Genomic DNA, 16,195 nt, shown 5'->3' on the forward strand with positions numbered 1-16,195 from the left:
CTCTCAAGCCTTGCCTGGCGGCAGGGAATAGGTCGCGTGGGCCTCCGCGATCAAGTCACCGCTCTTCACGGATATGATATCGCAATCGGTGACCGCCAGCCGCTTACCCAGTTTCAACAGGCGGCAATGCCCCACTACGGGTCCGGGCGGCGCCTTGCGCAGGAAGTTGATCGACAGATTGGTCGTGACCGCGAGCGCCTGCCTCCCGACATGTCCGAGGATGACGGCATAAGCCGCGAAATCCGCCAGCGTGAACAGGGCCGGGCCATTGACTGTCCCGCCCGGCCGCAAATGCCCCTGCCCGGCATCCAGCCCGATGGTCGCCCGGCCGGGCTCGATCGACTCGATACTCAGCCCACCACGGCTCCATGCCGGAAACACCTCGTCCAGATAGGCGCTGACGGCCTCAGCCGTCATCTCGACCTGATAGTCCATATCGTCCCTTCCGCTCCGCCGGCCCTGCACGACAGGCAAGACAGGCGGTTCTTGTTATTGTCTGATTGCGCCCAGCATTCCCGCCACCCGCCCTTGCGGCAAGTCGAAAAGCCACCACCACCAGAGGACCGCCGATGCGCCGCGATCATCGCCCTTACTGGATGCACCGGGCCTGGGAAGGCTTCGAGAACCGCTGGACGCAGCATTTCCTGGCGCCGCATTTCGATGCACTCGGCAAGGATCCGAAAATCGTGCGGCCCTGGCATGTCGAGGTCTTCGGCCCGAATATCACGGCGGGCGATCACATCCACATCGTCGCCGGACGGCACGACCCGGTGCGGCTGACCGTCTGGGCGCCGCAGACCCAGGCGGGGCGGATCACCATCGGCGACTGTGTCTTCATGGCCGGCGGCACGCGCATACTCGCGGCCGGCTCGATCGAGATCGGCGATGCCTGCCTGATCGCCAACCGCGCCACCATCACCGACTGCGACTGGCACGGCATTCACGACCGGGTCGATCCGGACCCGCCCTGGAAGCCCGTCAAGCTGGGGAGGAATGTCTGGATCGGCGACGGCGCCTTCATCGGCAAGGGCGTGACAATCGGCGACAACTCCGTCGTCGGCGCTCGCTCGGTCGTCACGAAGAATGTCCCGCCCAACACGATCGTCGCAGGAACACCGGCGCGGGAAATCCGCCCTATCGACCCCGATGCCCCCATGAACACGCGGCTGAACCTCTTCGCCGACAGCGAGGGCCTCGACCGTTTCATGGATACCGCTTACCGCCAGACCCTGGGCGGCAATTCCACCCTCGGCTGGCTGCGCAGCAAGCTCTTCCCGAAGCGCGGAGACTGAGGACCTCAGAGCCCGAACAGGCCGCCCGGCAGAGCGCCGACGGCGGCGCCGGTCATCAGCGTGGCCAGCGTGCCGGACACAAGCGCTCTCGGAGCGAGATCGAGAATATCCTCCCGCCGCGAGGGCGCGATCGCGACCAGGCCGCCGGTCAGGATGCCGACGCTGGAGAAGTTGGCGAAGCCGCACAGCGCATAGGTCATGATCAGCTGGGTCCGCGCGCTCAGCTCATCGCCGGTCTGAGCGAGCTGGTCGTAGGCATAGACTTCGTTGAGCGCCGTCTTCAGTCCCATCAGAGACCCGGCCTGGGTCGACTCGGACCAGGGAATTCCGGCAAGCCAGACGATGGGTGCGAAAATCCAGCCGAGAATGCGGTCGACGGAGAGCGGCGCACCGGCGAACTCCGGCAACAGTCCGAGGATCACGTTGAGCAGGGCCACGAGCGCGGTGAAGACCAGCAGCATGAAGATGATGTTGAAATAGAGCCTGATACCGTCCGAAACGCCAGTGGTGAGCGCGTCCATCGAGGAATGATAGATCTTTGTCGGCACCTTCTCCTTCGTCGCCATCTCCTCGGAGACCGGCTCCGCCGGCATCATCAGGCGCGACAGGAGCACAGCCGCCGGGACCGAGATCAGCGAGGCCGTGAAGATATGGCCGGCCGCCCCGTCGATAATCCCGGAAAGCTGGCTCACATAAAGCGCCATCACCGAGCCGGCGACCGTCGAAAACCCGACCGTCATGATCAGGAAGAGGTCCGGCCGGCTCATGTCCGGCAGGCGCGGACGGATCAGGACCGGGCTCTCCGTCATACCCAGGAATATGTTCGCCGCCGCACCGAGGCTGGCTGCACCCGAGAGGTTGAGGAGTCGCCGGAAGGCTGCCGCGAAACCGCGCACCAGGATTTCCAGGATGCGCCAGCGCCAGAGCAGTGCCGAGAGAGCGGACAGCACGATCACCATCGGCAAAGCCTGGAAAGCGAAAAGGAAAACGCCCCCGGCCGCATCCGGGTTCACCTCGAAGGGCATCTCGCCGCCGGCCAGATAGCCGAACACGAATTGCGCGCCTTCATTGGTGACCTCCTGCAACACGGCCACCACACCGGTCAGCGATTGCAGGAAGGCCCGGAACGGCGCGAGCGAGTAGAGCAGCCAGGCGATCAGGAGCTGCAGGCCGATTGCCCCGACAAGGAGGACGAGGGGCAGGCGTTTGCGCGGCCCGAGCAGCCAGGCGATCCCTGCAAGCAGGAAAAGCCCCACGAAGCTGCGGAGCTGCAGCGCGATATCGTCCATGAAAACCCCCGGGGCGCGGTAAAGCGGGACCATATTCCGGCGGCATGACCGACTGCAAGCACTTGCCTCAACGCGCAGGGCGCGGAATGCTGAGCGCATGAGCGACCAGCCCATCAAGACACCCTGCGTCAAAGTCTGTTTCGTCGATCCGAAGGCGGAGCTGTGCGTGGGCTGCTTCCGGACCATGGAAGAGCTGGGCCGCTGGACGCGTTACAACGATGCCGAGCGGTCGGAAATTCTGGCGGAACTGCCGGAACGTGAGGATGCCTATAGAGCGGAACGCGCCGCCAGACAGGGATAATCTCATGCGAGCCTTGATCACGCGCGCGGCTTTGCCGGCGCTCGCACTCGGCCTTTTGCTGATCGGCCTGCGCCTGATCACCTGGCCGCTATGGAATGGAATCGACCCGGTCCTGCGCACCCTGTTTATCGCAATCGTCCTCGGCCTGCTGGGACTGTCCTTGCTGGGCGCGGCCCTTGCGCCGGACGGGATGCGGCATCGCAATCTGGCGGCGTGGCTGTCCGTCAGCGCCGCTATCGCCGGTTTCGCCATCCTCGATCGGGACTATACCGACCTGCAATATCAAGCGGTCTGGGGCGCCGCGCCTGCTGATGGCGCAGGCGGCCGCCGCTCCGGCAATGGCGTTGAATTGTCGGGTGGCGCGATCGTTCTCGAGCGGCGTTTCGACGGGCACTTCTATCTCGATACCGAAATCAACGGCGCGTCCGTGACCTTTCTCGTCGATACCGGCGCGACCGGCGTCGCGCTCAGCCTCGCGGACGCCCGGCGCGTCGGCATACGGACCGATCAGCTCGACTATAATGTGATGACGTCAACCGCGGCCGGTCCGTCAATGGCGGCGGCGGTGCAGATTAGCGAACTCGGCCTTCCCGGACGCAGCTTCCGGAACGTCCCGGCGCTGGTCATGCGCGGCGGCCAGCAATCGCTCCTGGGGATGAGCGTGCTGGAGCGCTTCGAGTCGGTCGAAATACGCCGCGACCAGCTGATCCTGCGCCCCTAGGCGGCACCGGCGGCCAGCCAGGCCTCCCGGATCAGCATGACACCGACGATCACCAGCCCGACGGCAAAGAAGCGCTTCAGCGTCTTCTCCGGTAGCGTGTGCGCCAGTTTCGCGCCGAGCGGGGCGACGAAGAAGGCGGAACCGGCCAGCAGGGCGAAACCGGGAAGGTTCACATAGCCGAGCGAGAACGGCACGGCATCCTGCCCCCAGCCATTGAGAATGAAGCCGACGGCGCCAGGCACGCCGATCGCGACGCCGAAGCCGGCCGCGGTCGCAACCGCATTGCGGATCGGCTTGCCGCACAAGGTCATCAGGGTCACGCCGAACACGCCGCCCCCGATCCCCATGAGCGCGGACAGGATTCCGATCAGGCTGCCCAGCCCCCAGCGCAGCGGACCTGCAGGAAGGTCGTTGGCAAGACGCCAGTCGGGCCGGCCGAAGAAGAATTGCGCAGACAGGATCACCGCCATCACGCCGAACAGACCGGTCAGGAAATTGCCCGGAAGCAGGTGCGCGATCCGGGACCCGGCCAGCGTGCCGACCACGATCCAGGGTGCCCACCCTTTCAGGACCTTGAAGTCGACCGCCCCGTGCCCGGCATGAGCGGCGACGGAACGCAGGGAGGTAGCGATGATAACGGCCAGCGAAGTCCCGACCGCAACCTGCATGGCGCGCGGATCGTCATACCCCAGCGCGCCGAACGAGAAGTATAGGGCCGGCACCATGACGACGCCCCCGCCGATACCGAACAGGCCCGCAATCAGGCCCGCGAACGCGCCCGTGGCCGCCATGGCCAGTACCAGCACCAGAATGTCCTGCATTACGCCGCCTCGTCTGTTCGGCCGATGGCGGCAAGCGCCTCGTCCAATACCTCGATCCCGGCGCCGCGACGCGGCGCTTTCTCGGACAGTATGCGACGCCACATGCGCGCGCCCGGCTGCCCGGCGAACAGGCCGAGCATGTGTCGGGTCATGTCGTGCAGGCGCGTACCGGCCTTGAGCTGGGCCGCAATATAGGGACGATAGACCTCGACGGCTTCGAAGCGTGTCGCGACGGCCGCTGACGAACCGAAGATGCGCGTATCGACCTCGGCCAGGACCCAGGGCGTGTGATAGGCGGCTCGCCCGAGCATCATGCCGTCCAGCCCCTCGCTTTCGGCAAGGCCCTGATCGATCTCCTCAATGCCCCCATTGAGGACGATTTCCAGCTCAGGCCGCGCGCTCTTGAGCCGGCGCACGAGAGCATAATCGAGCGGCGGCACGGTGCGGTTTTCCTTCGGGCTCAAGCCCTTCAGCCAGGCCTTTCGCGCGTGGACGGTAAAACTGGTAACGCCCGCGGCGGAAACCGTATCGACGAAGTCGAAGAGAGCCGTTTCCGGTTCCTGATCGTCGACGCCGATCCTACATTTCACCGTGACCGGCACGCTGACGGCTTCCTGCATGGCGCTGACGCACTCGGCGACAAGCGCCGGCTCCTGCATCAGGCACGCACCGAAACGGCCAGACTGCACGCGATCCGAGGGACAGCCGACATTGAGATTGATCTCGCAATAGCCAAAGCCTTCCGCGATCCGGCTGGCTTCCGCGAGGTCGGCGGGACCGGATCCGCCAAGCTGGATGGCCACAGGGTGCTCGGCCGCGTCGAAACCGATCAGCCGCCCTCGATCGCCATGGATCACAGCCTTGTCGACCGCCATTTCCGTATAGAGCAGCGCCCGCCGGCTCAGGACGCGGTGAAAGGCCCGGCAATGCCGGTCCGTCCAGTCCATCATCGGCGCCACGGAAAAGCGGCGGTCGGGGAGCGAGACCTCAGTCATGGCTGCCCAATAGCGCAAGGCGGGTCGGCAACCAATCCCCGTCGCGCAACGCGGCAGCTGCCCGAACATTCAAATTCGATCCGTTTCATTCACCCCGCTTCAATTCGGCCGTGCTTCGATAGGGCGTCAGGGAGGCGATCATGGCGAAGGCAGTTTTTCACAAGCATCAGCGCGTCTATGTGCGCCCGGTCGGGACCTGGGCGCTCGTCGAACACGTCAAGCCGCACTGGGTCAAGGATGTCGAGGAACCGGTCCGCGTCTTCTATGATTGCGGTCTCGGACGCGACTTTACCGCCGAGGAACTCTCAGCCGAACAGGTCGAATCCCTCGACGCCGGCCGCTGGCGCGTCCTTCGTGCGAAGAACAAATGGCAGTCCGCCGAGGAATGCGGGCATCACCCGGCGCCGGGCACTTTTCCCGTCGTCGTCACGGAATCGATGGACTGGGGCGGCTGGCGCGTGCCCGCGGCTGAATATGATCGAGACCCGAGCCGGATCGAGATCCAGGCCCGGCTGATCGCCAACAGTCCGCGCCTGCTGGATGTCGCCGAACGTCTCGCCGACCTTGCGGAAGAAGAAGGCGACCTGCCTGCCAGTCTGACAGAGGTAGCCAAGGCCGCCGGCGAGATCATCCATGAGATCAATTCGAAGCCGGACGCCAGGTCCGGTCGCGGCGGGCAGCGCGCCGCATAGACGGCGAGCACTTGTTTTAAGCCACTCCTAACACTTTCGTCCGTAGACTGGCGACCTTGTCCGCTATTCGGAATTCGCCATGTCACTAGTCGAGCAACGGAATCGTTTCCTGTCGTTCGCGTTCGCCGCAGCCGACATCCTTGTTGAAACCGATTCCGACGGGATCATCCGCTACGCGGCCGGCGCAACCGCTGCCCTGGCAGGAGCGGACGAGACGACGCTCGACGGACGCGATTTCGCGACCTGTCTGGATCAGACCTCGCGTGCCATTTTCCGCGCGGTAAGCCGCCGCCTCACAGCTGGACGCCGGATCGGTCCGGTACGAGTCCGGACCGGCGCTCGTGACGCCCGGCTGACCGGCTGGCGGCTTTCCGATGACTCCAATATCTGCTGGACCCTCGCTTTCGAAAGCGGTTCCGAGCCCGAGGAACTGGAGCCCCAGGCCTTCGAGCGTCGTGCCCGCGACGCGATCGAGAATGCCCGCGACAACGAACACCCCTTCGCCCTCTCCGCCCTCCTGATCCGCGGCGTTCAGCCGATCGAGGAGCGCATCGGCCTGCCCGAAGCCCTGCGCCTGGAGGAAGCCATTCAGGCGAGCTGTGCGAATTTCGTCGGAGAGGAAGGCGTGTCCCGCCGGGTCGGTTCCGAACGCATAGCCCTCGTCCACGACGCGAATGCGCACATCGAGGCGTTCCAGGCGGAAATCCGCGATCTGCTTGAAAGTTTCGGCCTTGGCGACGCCCATGTACATGTCGACTCGATGGGCGACGCGCCGGACATCGAGCCCGAGCTTGCGGTCCAGGCATTCATCCATGCCGTCAACGAGGCTGGCGAGAGCGAAGCCGCGCTCGACATTACCAGCCTGCATGAAATGGCCGACAAGATCGCAAAACGGGCTCGCAAGCGGATCAATGAGATCCGGACCACGATCGCCGGACGCGTTTTCGAACCGTTCGCTCAGCCGATCGTGGACCTCGAGACCGGCAAGATAGCCCATTACGAACTCCTGCTACGCCTGCCTGACGGCCGGCCGGTCGAGGAGAATGTCGGATTTGCCGAGAGCACGGGCCTGATCTGCGAAATCGATTACGCGATGACCGAAATCGCGGCCCATTTCCTGCGCGATGATTTCGACCGGCCCAGCCTGGCGGTGAACCTGTCCGCGCGCTCGCTCTCGAACATGGCCTGGAGCAAGAAATTTCTGGCACTGGTGGCCGACCTCAAGATCGACCGCAACCGCCTCAGCTTCGAGCTGACCGAGACGTATCAGGTCAAGAACAGCAAGGCCGCCAACGCGGTTCTCCAGAAGTTGCGCGAACGCGGCCACAAGGTCTGTATCGACGATTTCGGCGCCGGGTCGGCAGGGCTACACTATCTGCGCTCTTTCGACGCCGACGTGGTAAAGATCGACGGCTCCTATGTACGCAATGCCGGTCGGAGCAAGCGTGACACCATCCTGATGGGCGGCATGATCAGCATGTGCCAGCAACTCGGGATCAGGACCGTTGCGGAAATGATCGAATCCGAGACGACCGCTGCACTGCTAAAGTCGATGGGCGTCACATACGGACAGGGTTTCTATTTCGGTAAGCCTGTTCCGCTAGAAACGCTTAAGGACAAGTCGAAGAGCGCGTCGCGGGCCGCGTGACGCCGAAGGTGATAGGCCATGGCCGCAGATTTCAGCCGAGTGCGCGTCCTCATCGTTGACGACAACGGCTACATGCTGACCATCCTGAGAACGATCCTGCACGGGTTCGGAATCAAACAGATTCTGGAATCACGCGACCCGGCGGACGCATTCGATATGGTGCGTTCGGACTCGGTCGACATCATCTTCACCGACTACCAGATGGATATTCTGGACGGGCTCGATTTCGTACGCCTCGTCCGGACAGCCGACGACAGCCCCAACCCGCTTGTCCCGATCATCATGCTGAGCGCCTATTCCGAGCGCTCGCGTGTCGAAGCCGCCCGAGATGCCGGAGTGACGGAATTCTGCTGCAAGCCCGTCACGGCGAAGGAAATGTTCGCCAAGATCGCCTCGGTGATCAACGAACCTCGCCCCTTCATCCGGAACAAGTCCTATTTCGGCCCGGACCGCCGGCGCGGCCGGCTGGACGAGGGCGAGTACAAGGGTCCGGAACGCCGCAAGAGCCGAAAGTCCGCGACCCAACTGGTCGGGGATGGCAATAAGGAAACAGGGACGGGTTGACCGGTCCCCCGAGCGGCGGACAGGCCCGCGATCTCCTGTCGACAGTACAGGCAGACGCACCTTAACGTGAGACCATGAATCAGATGCGCTTCGATCCACGCCTCCAGGCCGGCGGCGCGACCGGCGATCCGTTCCGGGCTTCCCGCCCGGAGGCGGATGAGTCGGAGTCGAAGGATCAGCGCAAGCGTGGTTCCGGTGCGCTCTGGATCATCCTCGCCATCATCCTGTTTTCCTGCGCCTATGGCGGCATCCTCCTGGTCAAGATCCAGCAGGAACGCGAAGCCCTGATCAGCGAAGCAGAACGCTCCCAGGCCAATGCCGCCGGCTATCTCGCCGAGCGCGTCACAGCCCGCATCGCCGAAGCCCGCTACGCCCTCACCTTCGCCAGTGCCGATATCGGCGATGCCAGTGAGGGTGAAATGGAAGCCCTCGCCCGCGCGCGCCTCGAAGCCATCACGGCCTCCGAGCTGGTAACCGGCGCCGCCCTGCTACTTCCGGGCGACCGGATGATTGCCACTCAAAGCGGCGCCGAGAATATCCGCGCGATCGCCGGGACCGCGCTCGAGGCGAGATCGGGGCTCACCACGGAAATTGTCGACGACCGGGCCGCCCGCCTCGTTCTTGCCGTTCCCGTCCAGCTCGACGACGGAAGCGTCGGTGCCTTCGTGGCGCGGCTCGATGCCGACCAGGCCTTGCCGGACTGGGGCTCCGACCGGGTCGTGGCGCTCGCCGATGCAGAGGGCGGCATGCTGGCCATCCGGCCTCGCATGTCCAGCGCCCGACCGGGAACGCCCCTGCCCTCACGCTTCGGATTGTCGACGGATTTCGTGCAGGAGCTTGCCATTGGCGGCGGCGGTGCGACCTCAGATGCGAATTTCGGGGAAGAGCGCGTGACCTTCGCGGTCGCGCCGATCGCCGGAAGCGATCTGAACGTCTACGCGCTCGGTGCGATGCGTATCAACCAGAACGCCTGGTACCGCACGATCTCGTTTTACGGTCTGATGTTCATCGCGCCGATCTTCGTCGCGCTCGGTCTGTCGGCGCTGATCTTCATGCAGATGAGCCGCCTGAAATCGACCCGCCAGCAGTTGGCCGACAATGAACAGCGCTTCCGCGTCGCCATCGAGGGCGCGCGGTGCGGTGTCTGGGACTGGAATCCCGATGCCGACACTGTCTTCGTGACGGATTCCCTCGCCCGGATTCTCGGCCTCGGCGAGGCGGTGGAGTGCACCGGCGCCGAATTCCTCAAACTCTTCTCCAAACCGGATCGCGAACGCCTGCGCGCGGCCATGCGTGGCGCGCCAACGGGCGGAGAGGTCGACCTGGAAGTACTGGCTGCCCATGCCGCCGTCTGGCTCCAGATGCGGGGCCGCGTGCTTTCCGGCGATGCCGGCAGCCAGGGCCCGCGCATCATCGGCGTCGCCATCGACGTGACCGAACGCAAGGGCGCCCAGGCTCGGGTCGCGGCCGCGGAGTCGCGACTGCGGGCCGCGCTGGAATCCATGTCCGAAAGCTTCGTGCTGTGGGATTCGCGACAGCGCCTCGTGCTCTGGAACCGGAAATTCCGGGATCTGTTCGACTTTTCCGAAGGCATGCTCAAGCCGGGCATGAGCTATGACGCGGTCGAGCAGGCCGCGGCACGTGCCATCAAGGCCGTCTATGGCGGGGCAGACAACAAGCAGGCCTACGAAATCGAGCTCGCCGACGGACGCTGGCTGCACTATTCCGACCGCTCCACCGCCGATGGCGGCATGGTGAGTGTGGGTGCCGACATCACCGACCTCAAGCACCACGAGGCGGCGCTGACCGAAAACCAGGCCCAGCTACGCAAGACTGTCGAGGACGTGAAGCGAAGCCAGGCCCGGATCGCCGACCTCGCCCGAAAGTACGAGGAAGAGAAGATCCGTGCCGAGGAAGCCAACCGCTCGAAGAGCGAATTCCTCGCCAATATGAGCCACGAGCTGCGCACGCCGCTCAACGCGATCAACGGCTTCTCGGAAATCATGCTGCGCGAGATGTTCGGCCCGCTCGGGGACGAACGCTATGTCGGCTACATGAAGGACATCCTCACCTCGGGCAAACACCTGCTCGAGCTGATCAACGACATCCTCGACATGTCCAAGATCGAGGCCGGCAAGATGCAGCTCCAGACCGAGCCGACCGATGCGGGCGAGCTGATCGAGCAATGTCTGCGCATCGTGCGTGGCCGGGCCGAGGAGAAGCGCCTGCAGCTGCGGGCCGACGTCTCCGACCTGCCCGAGATCGAGATCGATCCGCGCGCCTTCAAGCAGGTCATGATCAACCTGATCTCGAATGCCGTGAAGTTCACGCCGGAAGGCGGGCGCGTCACCGTGCGTGGCTTCCTTTCGGGCCTGGGCGTCGCCTTCCAGGTGTCGGATACGGGCATCGGCATCGCGAAGGAAGACCTGCCGCGCCTCGGACGCCCCTTCGAACAGATCGAGAGCCAGCACTCCAAGAGCTATCAGGGCTCCGGCCTCGGTCTCGCCCTGTCCAAATCCTTCATCGAACTGCATGGCGGTTCGCTGAGCATCGACTCGACGCTCGGTGAAGGCACGACCGTCAGCGTGGTCATTCCGATCAGCCAGGACCAGCCGCTCGATGCCGAGACGCTGGCCGCGCTGGGCGGAGACGAGGACGTGCAGGGCGAAACGGATGCGATGGATCTCGACAGCGAGATCGAACAGGCAGAGAGCCTGGCCACCGAGGCCATTCTCGATGAATTCGACAGCGATGACGAATTCATCGACGCCGACGATCCGGTCCGCATCGCAGAGAATAAATAGCGCCTAGTCGCGTGGCGCCTCGCGGCGGCGCGGACGGTGCTCGCGCCGACGGGCACGCGCCGCCTCCAGCGCCGCTTCGCGGGTCTCCTGGTCGAGCTCCGAGACGATCTCCAGAACGACAGCTTCCATCCGTGCCTCGATCTCGGCCCGACGCTCGCGCATTTCGGCCAGGGCCTCGCTCACGGCCTCGGCGTCGAATTCCTCGGCCATCATCAGCGCATGCAGATCGGCGCGATCCTCATGGAAACTGCCGGAGGTCTCTCGGAGTGTGCGCATTTCCGAGCGCAGGCGTTCGAATGCCGTCTCGCGCACGTCCGGCGGCAGGGCCCGCACGAAGCCCTGCATGTCGAATCCGTCGTGACCGCGGCGCGACCGGCGTCCGTCATGGTCGCGGTGATGCGAGCGCCAGTCGGGGCCGTCCGTCGCACGATGCAGGACATATCCGCCCAGCATGCCATTCACAAGCACGGACAGGATCAGTGCGATAATCCAGGGCGTCGAGGATTTCATGCGTCGCCTCCCAGCCAGTCCACCCAGTCCTCATCGAACCCGCCGAAGACCTCGGCATAGATGGCGTCGGCTTCGCTGCCAGTCCCGACCGTCAGAGCGCCGCTCGCAAAGCCGATGAAAACACCGACGAGAAGCGAGGCGGCCACGGCGGCCGGTGCGATCCAGCGCGGTGCCGCCGCAGCCGGAAGCTCCGGCAGGCCCTGCAGGATGCGGCGTTCGAGAAGGTCGGATATGTCCGCCTCGGCCGGGCCAAGAATTGCATCAAGCTCCCGCGCCTCGGCCAGCGCCATCGCCGCCAGGTCCGGATTGGCGGTGACGAAGGCTTCCGCATCGGCGCGCTCGGCATCGGGCCAGCGCTCCGGCTTTGCGCCATAGGCTTCGATTATCTGAAAAAATCGCTCTTGCTTCATGATGTTACACCGGGCCGGTTCGCACCGCCTCCTGTATAGCTTGCCATCAGCTCGGGAGCATCCCCGATCAGCAAGCTTCGTAGTTTTCGCCGCCCGCGGGCCAGCAGGGATTCGAGTGCCTCGACGCTGATATCCATTTCAGCCGCCGCGTCGATATTGCTCATCTCCTGGAAGTGCACAAATTCGACGGCTTCACGCTGGCGCTCCGGGAGCAGCCCCATGGCTTCGGCGATCCGGTCGCCGGTCTCGCCACGTGCCATTCCTGCCTCCGCGTCGGGACTGGTATCGACCTGTTCGGGCACCGTATCGGTCAGCACCTCGCGCCGCTTGCGCAGGCGATCATGGCAGAGATTGATCGCGATGCGCGTGATCCATGTCGAGACCCGGGCGCGACCGGCCTGCCATCGCGGCGCCGCCTTCCAGACGCGCAGGAAAACGTCCTGGGCGACATCCTCGGCTTCCATGGCATCGCCCAGCATACGGCGGGCGGTGCCCACGATGCGCGCCAGATTCTGCTCCATCAGCTGACGGGCTGCGGCCCGGTCGCCGTCTGCGATCCGGGCCATCAGCCTGTCACCGTCAGGGTCGGCAGAAACGGCCCGACGGGAGGCCGGAGCGGAAGTCGAATCCTGTCCGTCCGTGTTGAAACCCGTCATGCCGCGTCCGTCGAACATGCGTGGGGGTCAGTCCCGCCACCAATGCCGGCGATCCTGACGGCGCTCGACCGCCGCGTCCAGCTCGGCAGGCTCGATGACGCCGTTCTCATCGGCATCGAGCCGATCGAACATCCGGCTATCGCCGGAAAGGAATTCCGCGCGGGAAATCCGCCCGTCCCCGTCCGCATCGGCCCTCATGTGCCGGCCACCCTCGGGGCCGCCGCGCCGGTGCCGCATGGGTGCGTCTTCGCCATCCGCTTCCATCTGCGAATGAAGGCGCTGGCGCACGGGAGACTGGTCGGCCTCGTCGAGATATCCGTCGCCATTGCGGTCCATCCAGGCGAACATCTCGGCCTGCAGCTGGCTGACCTCCTCGCGGGTGATCGAGTTGTCGCCATTGGCGTCCGCAGCGCGCAGCATCATCATGCCGCGGTGCATGCCATGCCCCTCACGGTCACCGCCATGATGGCCGCCACGCTGGGCGTGGGCCGCGCCTCCGGCGAAAACCAGGGTGGAACTCGCCAGAAGCAGGATCAATCGGGAATGTTTCATCGGTGAAGTCCTCGTGTTCAATGCCTCGCTATGAGTTGAACGCAACACCGGCGAAATTCCGTCGCGACCTAGTGCATTTTACCGACACGCCGCTCGAAGATATTGCGGACACGGGTCGTACGGCCCGCCAGCGCATCGGCAAGGGCCTCGAGCGAGTCGGCGCCTGCATACCCCGCCAGCAAGGCCGCGAACCCGGCGCTGGCCCCTGCCGGGTCGAAACCGGAGCCGTGCGCGGTCCGGATCAGCTGCAACAGACCGAGATAGAGATGAAGACTGTCGGCGAGGATGCCCGCTTCGTCCTCCGGCAGCGCTCCGGCCGCCGCGAGCGCCCGTAATGCCTCTGCCGTCGACGGTCGGACGACGTCCTTTCCGGCAGCATGGACCAGCTGCAGCGTCTGGGCCACGAATTCGATGTCCTGGATACCGCCCGCGCGGGCCTTGAGATCCCAGTCCGACTGGGCCGGCTTGGCCGCCTCCAGCCGCTTGCGCATGTCCAGCGCATCCTGGCGAACGCCCCGCGCCTCGCGCGTCCGCTGCAAGGCGTCGCGTATCGCCGCATGGACGCGATCGGCCAGCGCCGCTTCGCCGGTGATGATCCGCGCCCGGGTCAGCGCCATCATCTCCCAGGTCCAGGCTTCGTTCGGGTAATAGGCTTCGAAACGGGCAATACTGACGGCGACAGGCCCCGCCTTGCCCGACGGGCGCAACTGCATGTCGACCTCGTAGAGCTCGCCCTCCTCCGTCGGTGCGGAAAGTGCGCTGACGAGGCGCTGGGCGTAGCGGCCGAACCAGGATTGCGCGTCCGCCTCGCCTTCATGGATGATCATGATGTCGAGATCGGAATCGGAGGCGAGCTCCCGCCCGCCGAGCTTGCCCATACCCAATACCAGAGAGCGGCCGGGCATGGCGCCGAAACGGCGCTCCGTTTCGCGTCGGGCCGCCAGTGCCATGGCCGCCACACTGGCGTCGGCGACGGCGGAATAGGCAAGGCCGGACGCTTCCGCATCGACCGTCCCGCGCAGGACCTGGGTGCCGATCCGCAGCTTTTCCTCGCGCACGATCCGGCGCGCCTCGTTGAGACTGTCCTCATAGGTGTCGCACCGCTCGACAGCCGCCATCATCCGCGTCCGGAACTCCCCCGGCGGGTCATCTCGGACCGGGACCGAGAAGCGGTGATCGAGCATGGCGTCGAGCAGGTTTGGCCGCCGGGCCAGATCCGTCGCCATGCGGGGGGCCAGCGTGAGCACGCCGATAAGATCGCCGGCCAGTCCCGGCTCGTTGGACAGCAGGGCCAGCGGCTGCACGCCCATGGGAAGGTTCTCGAAGAAGGCGCCGAACCGGGTCAACGCCGCGTCCGGCTCCCCGGTAGACGCCATCCGGTCCACCAATTGCGGCGCAATCCGTGCGAACAGCGTCCGCGCGCGAGAGCTGCGCACGGCGCGGACGCGGCCGGCCGACCAGGCATTGAGCCGTTTCCAGCTCGCTTGCGGATCGGCAAAGCCGAGACGCGACAGGGTTTCCAGCGTATCCGGCGTCGGCTCGACCCCGGTCAGGATCAGCGAACCGGCTTCGGAGGCCAGCGCTTCGTCCGCCTCGAACTGGTCGGAGAAATGCCCGTGCACCCGCCGCAGGCAGGCCTCGACTGCGCGTTCGAAACTCTCCAGCCCGTCATGCCCCGCCATATGGGCGATGGCGAGCCGGTCCCCGTCCCGTTCGGGCAGAGTCTGGCTGGCTTCGTCCTGGCGCATCTGGATACGGTGTTCCCAGGCCCGCAGTAGCCTGTAATCCGCAGCCAGCGCTTCCGCCGCCTCGGCCGGGACGATATCGGCGGCCACCAGAGCCCGCAGCACGTCCAGCGTTGCCTTCACGCGCAGGCTCTTGTCCCGCCCGCCGAACACAAGCTGGGGAATCTGGGCGTAGAACTCGATCTCGCGAATCCCGCCCCGGCCGAGCTTCAGATCGTGCCCCGCCGGACGGATTTCGGCCCGGCGTCCGACCGTCTGGATCTGCCGGGCGAGCCCGCGGATATCGTCCACGGCCGCAAAATCCAGCGATCGCCGCCAGATGAAGGGCTGCAGCAGGTCGAGAAATCGCTCGGCGGCTGCGAAATCGCCTGCACAGGGCCGCGCCTTGATCCAGGCGGCCCGTTCCCAGGTCTGCCCCAGGCTCTCGTAATAGTTCAGCGCGGCGTCGGTGGAGATCACGACCGGGGTTGCACCCGGATCCGGCCGAAGCCGCAGGTCCACCCGGAAGACATACCCCTCGGACGTCACGTCCTGCAGCGATCGCGTCACCGCCTGAACCAGGCGGGGCAGGCGTTTGCGAGGCTCCTCGCTCTCCGGGAGAAGCAGGGCGTCGGGATCGTAGAAAAGGACGAGATCGATATCGGAGGAATAATTGAGATCGCCCGTCCCCATCTTGCCGAGGGCCAGGACGAACAGTCCGGGCAAAGGGTTCTCGGGGTCTCCAACCGGCACGGCCCGCCCCTGATCTGCAAGCAAGCGGGCATGTCCGTGCAGTGCTGCGGCGACCGCGCCGTCCGCAAATCGGGTCATCGCCGCCGTGACGGCATCGACCTGCCAGACCCCGGCCAGATCGGCGAGGGCGACGACAAGATGGATGTCGGCCTTGGCCTGACGGAGGGCCGCGTCGAGGGCCGCAACATCCGGCGCTGCGCTGCCAGCTGTCCGGGCATTGGCGATGGCATGCTCGACGAGCGTTTCCGGGTCCTGCGTGAGACAGGCGGCCAGGGTCGCAGGCCTGCGCTGCGCCAGACGGGCGATATAGGGCGCAGCCTCGAAGACCGAGAGCAGGAACTCCCGGACCGGCGCAACCGCCTCCTGGATCTCCTCCGCTAGCCCTCCGAAGGCATGGTGTGCGCCCTCGCCGGGCTGGCCGGGAAGTACAGGCGTTTGCGCGGAGAGAAGTGCGGACGTCATG

Annotated in this window: 16 protein-coding genes; 7 read left to right on the forward strand and 9 right to left on the reverse strand. The window is 65.5% G+C overall.

What is annotated here, in order from left to right; genetic code table 11:
- Window positions 1-3: 3 nt before the first annotated feature.
- Window positions 4-435: a PaaI family thioesterase gene (locus AC13HB_RS01210; protein ID WP_482947890.1), complete on the reverse strand. Its 432-nt coding sequence runs from the start codon at window positions 433-435 to the stop codon at window positions 4-6.
- A gap of 134 nt (window positions 436-569) precedes the next feature.
- Here AC13HB_RS01210 and AC13HB_RS01215 point away from each other — a divergent pair, with 134 nt between their 5' ends.
- Complete coding sequence (locus AC13HB_RS01215; protein ID WP_482947891.1) at window positions 570-1,292, forward strand: acyltransferase; 723 nt, start codon at window positions 570-572, stop codon at window positions 1,290-1,292.
- A 5-nt stretch (window positions 1,293-1,297) separates the two neighbouring features.
- On the opposite strand, the gene AC13HB_RS01220 is transcribed toward AC13HB_RS01215, so the two are convergent.
- On the reverse strand, window positions 1,298-2,581 hold the full coding sequence (locus AC13HB_RS01220; RefSeq protein WP_482947892.1) for a NupC/NupG family nucleoside CNT transporter: 1,284 nt from the start codon (window positions 2,579-2,581) through the stop codon (window positions 1,298-1,300).
- Window positions 2,582-2,678: 97 nt separating this feature from the next.
- Here AC13HB_RS01220 and AC13HB_RS01225 point away from each other — a divergent pair, with 97 nt between their 5' ends.
- Both AC13HB_RS01225 and AC13HB_RS01230 read left to right on the forward strand, forming a co-directional pair.
- Window positions 2,679-2,882, forward strand: coding sequence for a DUF1289 domain-containing protein (locus AC13HB_RS01225; RefSeq protein WP_482947893.1), 204 nt, complete (start codon window positions 2,679-2,681; stop codon window positions 2,880-2,882).
- Window positions 2,883-2,886: 4 nt separating this feature from the next.
- On the forward strand, window positions 2,887-3,603 hold the full coding sequence (locus AC13HB_RS01230) for a retropepsin-like aspartic protease family protein (RefSeq protein ID WP_482947894.1): 717 nt from the start codon (window positions 2,887-2,889) through the stop codon (window positions 3,601-3,603).
- Here the strand turns inward: AC13HB_RS01230 and AC13HB_RS01235 are convergent.
- Both AC13HB_RS01235 and dusA read right to left on the reverse strand, forming a co-directional pair.
- Window positions 3,600-4,424, reverse strand: a complete 825-nt coding sequence (locus tag AC13HB_RS01235; RefSeq protein ID WP_482947895.1) for a sulfite exporter TauE/SafE family protein — start codon at window positions 4,422-4,424, stop codon at window positions 3,600-3,602. The two genes, AC13HB_RS01230 and AC13HB_RS01235, sit on opposite strands and share 4 nt — an antisense overlap.
- The gene (gene dusA, locus AC13HB_RS01240; protein WP_482947896.1) at window positions 4,424-5,419 is read right to left on the reverse strand and encodes a tRNA dihydrouridine(20/20a) synthase DusA; all 996 of its coding nucleotides are present in this window, start codon (window positions 5,417-5,419) and stop codon (window positions 4,424-4,426) included. The genes AC13HB_RS01235 and dusA overlap by 1 nt, the downstream gene beginning before the upstream one ends.
- A 140-nt stretch (window positions 5,420-5,559) precedes the next feature.
- Here dusA and AC13HB_RS01245 point away from each other — a divergent pair, with 140 nt between their 5' ends.
- The 4 genes from AC13HB_RS01245 to AC13HB_RS01260 all read left to right on the forward strand — a co-directional run bounded on the left by AC13HB_RS01245 (window position 5,560) and on the right by AC13HB_RS01260 (window position 11,127).
- Window positions 5,560-6,111, forward strand: a complete 552-nt coding sequence (locus tag AC13HB_RS01245) for a hypothetical protein (protein WP_482947897.1) — start codon at window positions 5,560-5,562, stop codon at window positions 6,109-6,111.
- Between the two features lie 79 nt (window positions 6,112-6,190).
- Window positions 6,191-7,759: an EAL domain-containing protein gene (locus tag AC13HB_RS01250; protein WP_482947898.1), complete on the forward strand. Its 1,569-nt coding sequence runs from the start codon at window positions 6,191-6,193 to the stop codon at window positions 7,757-7,759.
- An 18-nt stretch (window positions 7,760-7,777) separates the two neighbouring features.
- Entirely contained in the window at window positions 7,778-8,323 is a 546-nt protein-coding gene (locus AC13HB_RS01255) for a response regulator (RefSeq protein ID WP_482947899.1), read from the forward strand.
- A gap of 74 nt (window positions 8,324-8,397) precedes the next feature.
- The gene (locus AC13HB_RS01260; RefSeq protein ID WP_482947900.1) at window positions 8,398-11,127 is read left to right on the forward strand and encodes a PAS domain-containing sensor histidine kinase; all 2,730 of its coding nucleotides are present in this window, start codon (window positions 8,398-8,400) and stop codon (window positions 11,125-11,127) included.
- Window positions 11,128-11,130: 3 nt separating this feature from the next.
- Here AC13HB_RS01260 and AC13HB_RS01265 read toward each other — a convergent pair whose 3' ends face one another.
- From AC13HB_RS01265 to AC13HB_RS01285, 5 genes are all read right to left on the reverse strand, one after another.
- Window positions 11,131-11,637 carry a periplasmic heavy metal sensor gene (locus AC13HB_RS01265; protein WP_482947901.1) on the reverse strand — a complete coding sequence of 169 codons (507 nt, stop codon included), beginning with the start codon at window positions 11,635-11,637 and terminating at the stop codon, window positions 11,131-11,133.
- Entirely contained in the window at window positions 11,634-12,047 is a 414-nt protein-coding gene (locus AC13HB_RS01270; RefSeq protein ID WP_482947902.1) for a hypothetical protein, read from the reverse strand. Before AC13HB_RS01270 ends, AC13HB_RS01265 begins: the two co-directional genes overlap by 4 nt.
- On the reverse strand, window positions 12,044-12,721 hold the full coding sequence (locus tag AC13HB_RS01275; protein ID WP_482947903.1) for an RNA polymerase sigma factor: 678 nt from the start codon (window positions 12,719-12,721) through the stop codon (window positions 12,044-12,046). The genes AC13HB_RS01270 and AC13HB_RS01275 overlap by 4 nt, the downstream gene beginning before the upstream one ends.
- Window positions 12,722-12,730: 9 nt before the next feature.
- The gene (locus tag AC13HB_RS01280) at window positions 12,731-13,255 is read right to left on the reverse strand and encodes a hypothetical protein (RefSeq protein WP_482947904.1); all 525 of its coding nucleotides are present in this window, start codon (window positions 13,253-13,255) and stop codon (window positions 12,731-12,733) included.
- 68 nt (window positions 13,256-13,323) lie between these two features.
- Window positions 13,324-16,194: a bifunctional [glutamine synthetase] adenylyltransferase/[glutamine synthetase]-adenylyl-L-tyrosine phosphorylase gene (locus AC13HB_RS01285; RefSeq protein WP_482947905.1), complete on the reverse strand. Its 2,871-nt coding sequence runs from the start codon at window positions 16,192-16,194 to the stop codon at window positions 13,324-13,326.
- Window position 16,195 lies beyond the last annotated feature (1 nt).

The sequence above is a fragment of the Maricaulis sp. B-26 genome (genome assembly GCF_056857855.1).

Bases quoted from the DNA above. Each gene is read 5' to 3' on its own strand.
- AC13HB_RS01275 (WP_482947903.1), bottom strand. From the start codon at position 12,721: ATGTTCGACGGACGCGGCATGACGGGTTTCAACACGGACGGACAGGAT.
- AC13HB_RS01215 (WP_482947891.1), top strand. From the start codon at position 570: ATGCGCCGCGATCATCGCCCTTACTGGATGCACCGGGCCTGGGAAGGC.
- AC13HB_RS01260 (WP_482947900.1), top strand. From the start codon at position 8,398: ATGAATCAGATGCGCTTCGATCCACGCCTCCAGGCCGGCGGCGCGACC.
- AC13HB_RS01220 (WP_482947892.1), bottom strand. From the start codon at position 2,581: ATGGACGATATCGCGCTGCAGCTCCGCAGCTTCGTGGGGCTTTTCCTG.
- AC13HB_RS01265 (WP_482947901.1), bottom strand. From the start codon at position 11,637: ATGAAATCCTCGACGCCCTGGATTATCGCACTGATCCTGTCCGTGCTT.
- AC13HB_RS01210 (WP_482947890.1), bottom strand. From the start codon at position 435: ATGGACTATCAGGTCGAGATGACGGCTGAGGCCGTCAGCGCCTATCTG.
- AC13HB_RS01230 (WP_482947894.1), top strand. From the start codon at position 2,887: ATGCGAGCCTTGATCACGCGCGCGGCTTTGCCGGCGCTCGCACTCGGC.
- AC13HB_RS01285 (WP_482947905.1), bottom strand. From the start codon at position 16,194: ATGACGTCCGCACTTCTCTCCGCGCAAACGCCTGTACTTCCCGGCCAG.
- AC13HB_RS01250 (WP_482947898.1), top strand. From the start codon at position 6,191: ATGTCACTAGTCGAGCAACGGAATCGTTTCCTGTCGTTCGCGTTCGCC.
- AC13HB_RS01255 (WP_482947899.1), top strand. From the start codon at position 7,778: ATGGCCGCAGATTTCAGCCGAGTGCGCGTCCTCATCGTTGACGACAAC.
- AC13HB_RS01235 (WP_482947895.1), bottom strand. From the start codon at position 4,424: ATGCAGGACATTCTGGTGCTGGTACTGGCCATGGCGGCCACGGGCGCG.
- AC13HB_RS01280 (WP_482947904.1), bottom strand. From the start codon at position 13,255: ATGAAACATTCCCGATTGATCCTGCTTCTGGCGAGTTCCACCCTGGTT.
- AC13HB_RS01270 (WP_482947902.1), bottom strand. From the start codon at position 12,047: ATGAAGCAAGAGCGATTTTTTCAGATAATCGAAGCCTATGGCGCAAAG.
- dusA (WP_482947896.1), bottom strand. From the start codon at position 5,419: ATGACTGAGGTCTCGCTCCCCGACCGCCGCTTTTCCGTGGCGCCGATG.
- AC13HB_RS01225 (WP_482947893.1), top strand. From the start codon at position 2,679: ATGAGCGACCAGCCCATCAAGACACCCTGCGTCAAAGTCTGTTTCGTC.
- AC13HB_RS01245 (WP_482947897.1), top strand. From the start codon at position 5,560: ATGGCGAAGGCAGTTTTTCACAAGCATCAGCGCGTCTATGTGCGCCCG.